A 9075-nucleotide genomic window follows, 5' to 3' on the forward strand; every position below is an offset into this window, starting at 1 on the left:
CGTCATCGGCGATGATAAAGTGCCGCCCCATGAAACTCGCCCGAACTGATCGCACATTGATGGCCTGGATGCTTTATTGCTGCGTCCTGTTCAACGTGTTCGCCTGCAGTATCGGTCACGGGCAAATGGTCGGGATGCAGCTCAACGGCATCGGCGGCCAGTTCTGTACCGTCGACCCGGCCAGCCAGCTACCGGCCTCGTCGAACACCTCCGAAGACAAACTGCCGACCCTGTCCAAGGCCTTCGGCTGCCCGTTGTGCTCCACCGGCGGCATGGGCCCGGCGCTCAACTCCAGCCTGACCCTGGCTATCCTCCCGCAGCAACACAGTCCGCCCTTGGCCGTCGTCGCCAATGCTGACCTCCCTGCCCGCTTCACCTGGCCCTCGGCCAATCCTCGCGCTCCGCCTGCCGCCTGAATTTCTTCGCCTTTTCCGATCAGCTCACCTCGCCAACGCGTGGCGTTGGCGTGTGCGCTGTTTCCTAGTCAAGCATTCAGGATTCATCGATGAAACGCATTCCTTTACTGGCAAGCCTGTTCGGCTGCCTGTCTGTAAACGCTTGGGCGCAATCCACAATCGACCTCGCGCCCATCACCATTGATGGCGAAGCGGCGGCTGAGCCGGGGCTGAGTCTGGATCAGTCCAGCGGCATGGCGTCGCGGCTTGGCCTGAGCGTGCGCGAAACCCCCGCCTCGGTAGCCGTGGCCAACCGCAACGACATCGAGCGCCACGGCGCGCAGAACTTTCAGGACGCCGCCAATACCTTGCCGGGCGTCAATGCCAGCGCACCGCCGGGTTTCGGTGGGTTCGTCTCCTATCGCGGATTCACCAGCAGCCAGATCACCCAGATGTTCAACGGCGTCAATGTCTCCGGCGGCCTCGCCCGGCCAGTAGACGCCTGGATCTATGATCGCGTGGAGCTGGTGGGCGGCCCGTCATCGCTGATCAATGGTGCTGGCTCAGTGGGCGGTTCGCTGAACTACGTGACCAAACTGGCGACGCGTGAAGAGCAAGCCATCGAAGGCCGGGGCAGTTACGGCAGCTACGACACCACCGAGACCGCGTTCGGTCTCAACCACGCCCTGAGCGATGCCAGCGCGGACGTGCAGCACTACGCGCGGCTCGACGTCAGCCACAACACCGGCAACGGCTACATCGACCGTCAGGAGCGTGATGCGTGGAGCGTGGCGTTCTCGCTGCTCAGCGACCTGACGCCCAACCTGTCCCACACCCTGGCCCTGGAATATCAGGATGAACACGAAGACAGTCCTTACTGGGGCACACCGGTGCTTAACCCCAAGGCCGGCGAATTGAAAATCGACAAACACAACCGATTCAACAACTACAACGTCGAGGACGGCCGCTACGAGCAACGCACGATTTGGGTTCGCTCGATCATCGACTACCGGATCAACGACAGCACCACCCTGCGCAACACCCTTTACCACCTCGACAGCCAGCGCGATTACCGCAACCTGGAAACCTACCAGTACAACGCCGACAACAGTGCGGTGAATCGCTCCACTGCCTATCAGGTCCGGCATCAGGGCGAGCAGAACGGCAACCAGTTCGAACTGCGCCACGACAACACGTTGTTCGGGCTGGACACGACCTGGTCCGGCGGCTTCGAGTACAAGGTCAACCAGACCACCAAGTCGCCGCTGAACGTCAAAGGTGCCAGCACCGTCGATCCGAACAACTTTGCGCCAGGGCACTTCTATGACATCCCGGGCATCCTACCGGGCTTTGTCAGCGACAAGACTGATGAAGTCACGACCAAAGCCCTGTTTGCCGAGAACCGTTTGGCACTCACCGACAAACTCGCGCTGCTGACCGGCCTGCGTTACGACGAAATCGACCTGGACGTGACCAACCACCGGGTCGTGACCGCCAGCAATCCCCGGCACCTCAAGCGCAGCTGGGAGCCGGTGACCGGTCGGGTCGGCCTGACTTACCAATTCATTCCCGACGCCAACGTCTACGTGCAATACAGCACCGCTGCCGAACAGCCCAACGGCACGCAAGACTTCGACGTGTCCACCGGCAAGCAATGGGAAGTCGGCAGTAAATTCGACTATCCGAACGGCCGCGGCTCGGCGACGGTGGCGGCTTACACGATCGAGCGAAAGGACTTCGCAGTCACCGATCCGCTGGATCCGACCAGCAGCATTCCCGTGGGTCAACAGACGTCCAAAGGGATCGAACTGGCCAGTTCGTTCAGGATCACCGACAAGCTGTTGGCCGAAGGCAACTTCGCCTGGGTCGACGCGCAGTACGACGAATTCAACGAGAAGAATGCGGCGGGTGTCGTGGTTTCACGCAAAGGCAACACACCGACCAACGTGCCGGACCGGGTCGGCAATCTGTGGCTGACCTATGACTTCGCGCCGCAATGGCAGGGTGGTGTCGATGCGCGGTATGTGGCCTCGGTGTTTGCCGACAGCGCCAACACCCTGACCGTGCCTTCATACACGCTCTACGGAACGTTCCTCAGCTACAAGGTCGATCAACACACCACCGTCACCGGCCGGGTGCGCAACCTGACCAATGAGGTGTATGCCGAATTTGTCCATGTGTCACCGGCGTATTACCTCGGTACGCCGCGCACCTTCGAGTTGGCGGTGCAGACCCGGTTCTAAAAGCATCGCGAGCAAGCTCGCTCCCACAAGGGATCTCCTGTGTACACAAACTCTGTGAACGACATAGATCAAATGTGGGAGCGAGCTTGCTCGCGATAGCGGTAATCGGCACAACACAACCTTCCAACCAACCCGCTCACTTCAACCCGGCGGAGACTTTATCCGCCACTTCCTTGGGCACCCAGGCCTGCCACACGTCCGGGTGCGCCTTCATGAACGCCTCCGCCGCTTGACGTGGCGGGGTATGTTTTTCGCTCATCTCGGCCAGCGCCTTGTTCAATGGATCGATTGGCAACTCGACCTTGCTGAAGAACTCGGCAATCTGCGGATACTGTTTCTGGAATGGCGTGGACACGCCAATGGACAGCTTCGAGGGCAGCGAGCGAGTCGGTTTCGGATTCGGGTTGTCGGCGTCGGTCAGGGTTTTCCAGGCATCGGCGTCGAACGGCGGCTCTTCCAGCTGAATCAGTTTGAAGCGGCCGAGCAACGGCGTAGGCGACCAATAATAGAACAGCACCGGTTTGCCACGCCGAATCGAAGAACTGATCTCCGCATCCAGCGCTGCGCCGGAACCGCTGCGGAAATTCACATAACTGTCGTCCAGCCCATACGCCTTGAGTTTCTGTTTGTTGACCACTTCCGACGTCCAGCCGATCGGGCTGTTGAGGAAGCGCCCCTTGCCCGGGGTTTCCGGGTCGCGGAACACGTCCTTGTATTTCGGCAGGTCGCTGACACTGCGCAGGCCCGGCGCCAGCGGCTTGATGCCTTTCGCCGGGTCGCCTTTGATCACGTATTCGGGCACCCACCAACCCTCGGTGGCGCCCTTGACTGTATCGCCGAGACTCGCGACTTTGCCTTCGGCCTCAGCCTTGACCCAGACCGGACTGCGACCGGCCCACTCTTCGCCAATGACCTGAATGTCATTGTTGGCCAGTGCGGTCTCCAGGGTGATGGTCGTCCCCGGCAAGGTATCGGTCGGCAGCCCGTAGCCCTTCTCGACGATGATCCGCAGGATATCGGTAATCAGGCTGCCGCTTTCCCAGTTCAGGTCGGCGAAGTGGATCGGCGCCTGGGCAGCGAACACCGGAACGGGTGAAGCCAACAATCCGAAAGTGGCCAGGGTAGCGGCCAGCAACCGTCGAAATCCGTTCATGCTTTTGCACCTCGTGCTGTTCACAGCAATAGCAGGATGGCCTGGCAGAAGACCGCAAAGCCTCTGAATACTCAGTCAACTGACTGTAGTAGAGGTTCCTGCTTTCGAGGGAGATCAATCAGTTTTCGGGAGGTTCCTGCAAGCGCGCCAACGCTCTTCGTACCATGCTGGCGTACTCCGCCGGGCGCAACGTATAGATCTGTGACGCCACCCAACCCAGCCATGCACCTTGCAAAACAGCCTTCTGGTCGAACAGCCGCTGGGCTTCGGCTTGCGCACTGGCCTGGTTCTGTTCGTGGAAGTCGGCGCGGGTCAGGGTCATTATTCGCTGGCCTTGAAGGTGATCAGTTCACCTTTGCGCCACTTGGCAGCCTTGGCGGTCACGGCTTTCAGGGTTTTGGTCAGACCTTCCTGCAACTGTTGGTGAGCGGCGAACACCATCACTACGCTATGACCTTCCTTGAACACGACCCCGTGGCCATCCGCGGTGGTGACGAAGGCATAATCACCCAGGCCGTAAACCGTCAGTTTGATTTCGCGGAACTTGATGTCCAGCTTGCCGCCTTCGCGACTGGGCAATACAGAGGCGCTGAAATGATCGCCGACCTTGAGTTTAAGCCCTGGTTTGTCATCAACCACCAGCGCCTCTTCGGTGTCGATCTCGGCAATATAAATGCCTTCAGCGTTCTGTTCGGTGATGTAAACAAAACGTGACTGGAACTGTTTAACCAGCTTTGCGCGCAAATCACCCAGCACGAACAAAGCATGCATATCGAGATTACTTACTGCCAAGGAAACATCCCCACATCTGAAAATGATGCTGCACGCAGGAAAACAGCGCACAGCAGAAAAAAGCGGCAATGCCGAAAGTGTAGCCAAATGACCCGGGTTGAAATCCTGAAACGAGCAGAGGGCTCATCCATCGCGAGGCTTGAGAAGACTACTGGAACAACACTCACGTCGTCTTGCCTGGCGTTCGTCAGAGGTTGAAGGAAAAAGCCCTTCCGACGGCCAGAAAAACGGGACTACCAACTTTAGGGAAAAAGCTCTTTAAAAAAAGCACTTTTCCGACATATCGCCAGCAAAAAATTGCTTTAGATGAACATCGATCGCCAAACACTGACGGTGATTCTAGAGCAGCGATGCTCATCGAGACTACCCAAAACCACGTACACACGTCGGTAAAACAACGAAAAGGACTTCATATGTGCACGCTGACACATTTTGCTCACCCTCAGGCGCCTGACACGAACAGCTCGACGACACTGCACCCAGGGATGTTTCAACCGCATGAATACTACCCTGTAGAGCTTGCCCGGCCACGTTTTCAGGTCATTCTGGCTGGCAATGCCTTTTTTCATATCAAGGAAATTTCCACCGGCCGCGTCAGAGGTTTCCGCGGCAATCATAACGAAGCCTGCGCCCTTGCCCGCTCGCTCGAGTTACGCGGTTGACGGTCCCGCCCGTTCATTTCAATAGACGCTTCGTCATGCCGGCGACTTAACTCAGCCGCCGGCATGCAACTACTGCCATACTGCCCGACCAATGAAACCCGTCCCCAGGGTGGGCGGCGTTCAAAACAACAGAATATTTCAAGGGAAGGCTGCTACGTGACGGAATTTGATATCGGTGAATTTTTTATCCGGGGCGAAGCCAGAGAAGTCGAAGGCGAATTCCAGGCAGTCATTATCATGCGCGCCAAACCACCGCTGACCACCGTGACATATCACCAGGTCGAGAAAGATCGCTGGTTCAAGACCTCGGACGTCGCCGCCATTGCCGCCCAGGATGCCGCCAAGGCGCTGAAGGTTGCCGTCGATGAAGGTGCATTGAAAGCCTGATAGTCGGTTTGCAGTCTATGCTCACTTCTGCTTTTGAACATCGCCATCGAACTCCTGAAGCGCGGCTCTCTCAGATGTACTGAAGCCGCCCCTCAGATCTCGCACTCGACGCGACCCGCAAGGAGATGAACATGGATTCACCGACACACGACTTGAAAGGTTTGTTCGACCAACTCGGTCTGGACTCCAGCGAGAAGGCCATCGACGATTTCATTGCCAGTCATTCCCCCCTGGCCGACGACAAAAAACTCATCGATGCCGAGTTCTGGACTCCGCAGCAAGCCGGCTTCCTGAAAGAACAATTGCGTGAAGACGCCGATTGGGCGCGGGTGGTCGACGACCTGAACCTGCGCATGCATCAGATCCACTAGCCTGCATCTGTAGGAGCTGTCGAGTGCAACGAGGCTGCGATCTTTTGATGTTTTAAAAGCGAAGATCAAAAGATCGCAGCCTCGTTGCACTCGACAGCTCCTACAGGGAGAGGCCTCAACGAGGGCTTTGCGGCTTGTAACCCAATCGCAGACCACCCCAATGTCGGCCCTTGAGCATGATGGGCACCGAGAGGTCGTGCATCAGCTCACCGGTGTCGCGGGTGTAGGTTTGCAGCAGTACGGCCTGCTGATGGCTGCCACAGCGGATCCCGGTGCGGTCGGCGAATTTGCGTTTAGTGCGGTTTTGCAAGGTATCGACCTGCGCATCACCGGTCAGTGGTTGGCTGAAGACCTTGTTGTGGGTCGGTACATAGCCCTGCTGCGTACAGGCGATGGCGAACACCAGGCCTTCATGACGCGGCAACAAGGGTTCCTGGATCGCCGGCAAGACCTGATCGGCGTAGCGATCGAAGCGGGTCTGGTATTTGGCCGGGCTGGTGTTGGGAATGGTTTGGTAATTGCGGTCAAACAGGTCATCGAGGCTCACGCGGCCCTCGTCGATATCCGCTTCAAAGCGCGCCGCGATCTGACTCGCGCCTTCGCGGGCAAGGTCATAAATCCGTTGGTGGTAGTCATCCAGCCCGACTTCGGCGAGGCGTTCGCTGATGGTTTCGGCCTGACCTTCCATTTGCACGGCGGCCTGGGCCAGGCGCTGGGTCTGTTGGTCGCTGATCGCCAGGTCGCTGCGCATCTGTTCGATGGCGTGAAACAGGCTATCGAGTTGTTCGCGGTTGGTGTCAGCGCCCCTGGCGATTTCCCCGACCTGGCTTTCGACGCCAGCGGCCAGACGCGCAATGTTCTCCAGGTGCTGACCGGTGTGCTCGACCTGCTCGACACCGGTGTCGAGGTCGCTGGACAGTTGACGGATCTGCTCCACCACTTGCGCGGTGCGTTGCTGAATATCAGCGACCATTTCCCCGACTTCGCCAGTGGCTGTCGCCGTGCGCGCGGCCAGACCTCGAACCTCATCGGCCACCACCGCAAATCCGCGACCATGCTCCCCGGCCCGCGCCGCCTCGATAGCCGCGTTCAAGGCCAGCAGATTGGTCTGGCTGGCGATGGACTGGATCACCAGGGTGACCCGTTGGATATCGTCACTGCGCAGGCTCAGGGCTTCGATCAGTTCACGGCTGTTACTGGCGCGCTGACTGAGTTGATGCATACGGGCGATGGACTCGATCAGCTCCGTGCGCCCTGCCGCGCTACTCCGATGAGCCTCGCTGGCCGCACTGAGCGCTTCCCGGCTGAGTGTCGAGGTGGCTTGTTCGGTAGCGATCATCACTTCGGCGTTGCTGACAATCTGCGCCGCGGCACCGAGCTGCGATTGCAGTTTGTCTGCCAGTTGCTTGACCGAAAAGGCCACACCGGCGGCAGACAACGCGTTATGACTGGTGGTGTAGGAAAGATCGCGAGTCAACTCGGCAATCGCGCTGGCGCTGTCGACGGGGGTTGCCTCAGGGATGGCGCGCGAGCGCAAGCGAGGTAGCCAGATAACCAGCACCGCCAATGGCAGGCCAAGGTAAAGCGACCAGCCCCCCAGCGTCATACCGCACAACAAGAGCATCAGGGCGATGCTTTGCAGGGTCGGTGTCAGCCAAAGGTTTCTTGGCAAAAGCACGGGTGCAGGCACTGCCGCAACCAGCGATCCGTCTCGCGTCATCTTCGTCACCCCACGAATAATTCTAATTGTTGTATCGGCATTAAACGCCACTACAAGGCCATTATCTATGGTCCATTAGTAGTGGGCGTTGCAGCAGATCAATAGAAGTGCACGGGTTTTTCGCAGACGAAAAAAAGCATCGCGGGCAAGCCTCACTCCTGTAGGAGCAAGACTTGCCCGCGATGCGGGCATTACGAAATCAGGCCTGACGCTGGTGCTTGTCGATCTGTTCGTGACGCTCTTGAGCTTCGATGCAGTATTTGGTGGTCGGGCTGATCAGCAGGCGCTTCAGGCCAATGGCCTCGCCGCTGTCGTCGCACCAGCCGAAGCTGTCTTCTTTGATGCGTTCCAGAGCCTGTTCCAACTGAGGCAGCATGCGCTGGTCGCGATCGATCGCGTTCACCAGCCAGGTGCGCTCTTCTTCAACAGAAGCAGCGTCGGCCGGATCGGCCGGGGTGTCCAGGCTTTCGATGGCGATGCGGTTCTGTTCGATGCGCTCATGGGTTTCGACTTTCATGTTCTGCAACAGCTCAGAGAAAAAAGCATGTTGCTCGGCATTCATGTAGTCATCCGCCGGCATGGCCAGCAACTTGTCCTTTGTCATTGATATCTCTATAAAAAAACGTGCATTAAGGCGAATTAGGGAGCGTTCCGGCGGACCTGGGTCGGCCATCGGAACGGCGCCGTTTAATTCCAAGCGCCACCCGGCACTCAATTTACGAGGGGCGGCAGTCTAAGGCCGACTTGAGGCCTCAGCAACTGAAAAGACAGCGAATTTGTCCGACAAAGCCCTGAAAGTGCTCTACGGCAGCCTTTGCGGTGGTTATCGGAGTGCGTTTATAGCAAGAAATTCAAACACGCGGCTGTATATAGAAGACAAATGGTTGCGCCACGCGGGACAGGCGTGGCGCATTGGCTGCTTTATCTGAGGCTCAGCGCTTGAGTTTGCGCTTGTTGCGGTACTGATCGATGACCACTGCCACCACGATGATCAGGCCTTTGATGATGTCCTGAATGTAAGCATCGACGCCGACGAAGGTGAAACCGCTGGCCATGACCCCGAGGATCAGTGCGCCGATGACCGTGCCGGTGATGCGCCCTACGCCACCGGCCAGGCTGGTGCCGCCGATCACGGCCGCGGCAATCGCGTCCAGCTCATAAGACATGCCCATCCCGGCCTGCCCGGTCGCGGCCCGTGCCGACGCCACCACACCCGCCAGGCCTGCCAGCAACCCGGCGATGCTGTAGACGATCACCAGATGCCGCTTGACGTTGATCCCCGAGGTACGCGCCGCCTGCATGTTGCCGCCGATGGCGTAGGTGTATTTGCCGTACTTGGTGTAACGCAGGGC

At 58.6% G+C, this 9075-nt stretch carries 11 protein-coding genes; 5 read left to right on the plus strand and 6 right to left on the minus strand.

The features are described from left to right. The first annotated feature begins 29 nt into the window (after positions 1–29). Both WLY71_RS18835 and WLY71_RS18840 read left to right on the plus strand, forming a co-directional pair. The gene (locus WLY71_RS18835) at positions 30–416 is read left to right on the plus strand and encodes a DUF2946 domain-containing protein (RefSeq protein WP_347804740.1); all 387 of its coding nucleotides are present in this window, start codon (positions 30–32) and stop codon (positions 414–416) included. An 89-nt stretch (positions 417–505) separates the two neighbouring features. Further along, positions 506–2638, plus strand: coding sequence for a TonB-dependent receptor (locus WLY71_RS18840; protein WP_347804741.1), 2133 nt, complete (start codon positions 506–508; stop codon positions 2636–2638). Between the two features lie 136 nt (positions 2639–2774). Here WLY71_RS18840 and WLY71_RS18845 read toward each other — a convergent pair whose 3' ends face one another. From WLY71_RS18845 to WLY71_RS18855, 3 genes are all read right to left on the minus strand, one after another. Beyond that, positions 2775–3791 carry an ABC transporter substrate-binding protein gene (locus WLY71_RS18845; RefSeq protein WP_347804742.1) on the minus strand — a complete coding sequence of 339 codons (1017 nt, stop codon included), beginning with the start codon at positions 3789–3791 and terminating at the stop codon, positions 2775–2777. A gap of 118 nt (positions 3792–3909) precedes the next feature. Beyond that, positions 3910–4113, minus strand: a complete 204-nt coding sequence (locus WLY71_RS18850) for a hypothetical protein (RefSeq protein ID WP_347804743.1) — start codon at positions 4111–4113, stop codon at positions 3910–3912. Next, a complete protein-coding gene (locus WLY71_RS18855) occupies positions 4113–4583 on the minus strand; it encodes a hypothetical protein (protein WP_347804744.1) in 471 nt (156 codons plus the stop codon). The genes WLY71_RS18850 and WLY71_RS18855 overlap by 1 nt, the downstream gene beginning before the upstream one ends. A 413-nt stretch (positions 4584–4996) precedes the next feature. Between WLY71_RS18855 and WLY71_RS18860 the strand changes: the two genes are divergently transcribed. From WLY71_RS18860 to WLY71_RS18870, 3 genes are all read left to right on the plus strand, one after another. Then, complete coding sequence (locus WLY71_RS18860) at positions 4997–5245, plus strand: hypothetical protein (RefSeq protein WP_347804748.1); 249 nt, start codon at positions 4997–4999, stop codon at positions 5243–5245. A gap of 156 nt (positions 5246–5401) precedes the next feature. Next, entirely contained in the window at positions 5402–5632 is a 231-nt protein-coding gene (locus WLY71_RS18865; protein ID WP_134099586.1) for a hypothetical protein, read from the plus strand. A gap of 131 nt (positions 5633–5763) precedes the next feature. After that, positions 5764–6003 carry a DUF2789 domain-containing protein gene (locus tag WLY71_RS18870; protein ID WP_033057641.1) on the plus strand — a complete coding sequence of 80 codons (240 nt, stop codon included), beginning with the start codon at positions 5764–5766 and terminating at the stop codon, positions 6001–6003. Between the two features lie 115 nt (positions 6004–6118). Here WLY71_RS18870 and WLY71_RS18875 read toward each other — a convergent pair whose 3' ends face one another. From WLY71_RS18875 to WLY71_RS18885, 3 genes are all read right to left on the minus strand, one after another. Continuing rightward, positions 6119–7723, minus strand: coding sequence for a methyl-accepting chemotaxis protein (locus tag WLY71_RS18875; protein WP_347804745.1), 1605 nt, complete (start codon positions 7721–7723; stop codon positions 6119–6121). Between the two features lie 199 nt (positions 7724–7922). Next, positions 7923–8327 carry a TraR/DksA family transcriptional regulator gene (locus tag WLY71_RS18880; RefSeq protein WP_007907888.1) on the minus strand — a complete coding sequence of 135 codons (405 nt, stop codon included), beginning with the start codon at positions 8325–8327 and terminating at the stop codon, positions 7923–7925. Positions 8328–8655: 328 nt separating this feature from the next. Then, positions 8656–9075 (minus strand): ABC transporter permease (locus tag WLY71_RS18885; protein WP_347804746.1); only part of this gene is annotated, 420 nt, incomplete at its 5' end.

It is taken from the genome of Pseudomonas rossensis (genome assembly GCF_039888995.1).
GTDB lineage: Bacteria > Pseudomonadota > Gammaproteobacteria > Pseudomonadales > Pseudomonadaceae > Aquipseudomonas > Aquipseudomonas rossensis.

Excerpts from the sequence above, each read along its gene's own strand:
- WLY71_RS18835 (WP_347804740.1), top strand. The coding sequence starts at position 30 with ATGAAACTCGCCCGAACTGATCGCACATTGATGGCCTGGATGCTTTAT.
- WLY71_RS18840 (WP_347804741.1), top strand. The coding sequence starts at position 506 with ATGAAACGCATTCCTTTACTGGCAAGCCTGTTCGGCTGCCTGTCTGTA.
- WLY71_RS18845 (WP_347804742.1), bottom strand. The coding sequence starts at position 3,791 with ATGAACGGATTTCGACGGTTGCTGGCCGCTACCCTGGCCACTTTCGGA.
- WLY71_RS18850 (WP_347804743.1), bottom strand. The coding sequence starts at position 4,113 with ATGACCCTGACCCGCGCCGACTTCCACGAACAGAACCAGGCCAGTGCG.
- WLY71_RS18860 (WP_347804748.1), top strand. The coding sequence starts at position 4,997 with ATGTGCACGCTGACACATTTTGCTCACCCTCAGGCGCCTGACACGAAC.
- WLY71_RS18870 (WP_033057641.1), top strand. The coding sequence starts at position 5,764 with ATGGATTCACCGACACACGACTTGAAAGGTTTGTTCGACCAACTCGGT.
- WLY71_RS18875 (WP_347804745.1), bottom strand. The coding sequence starts at position 7,723 with ATGACGCGAGACGGATCGCTGGTTGCGGCAGTGCCTGCACCCGTGCTT.
- WLY71_RS18880 (WP_007907888.1), bottom strand. The coding sequence starts at position 8,327 with ATGACAAAGGACAAGTTGCTGGCCATGCCGGCGGATGACTACATGAAT.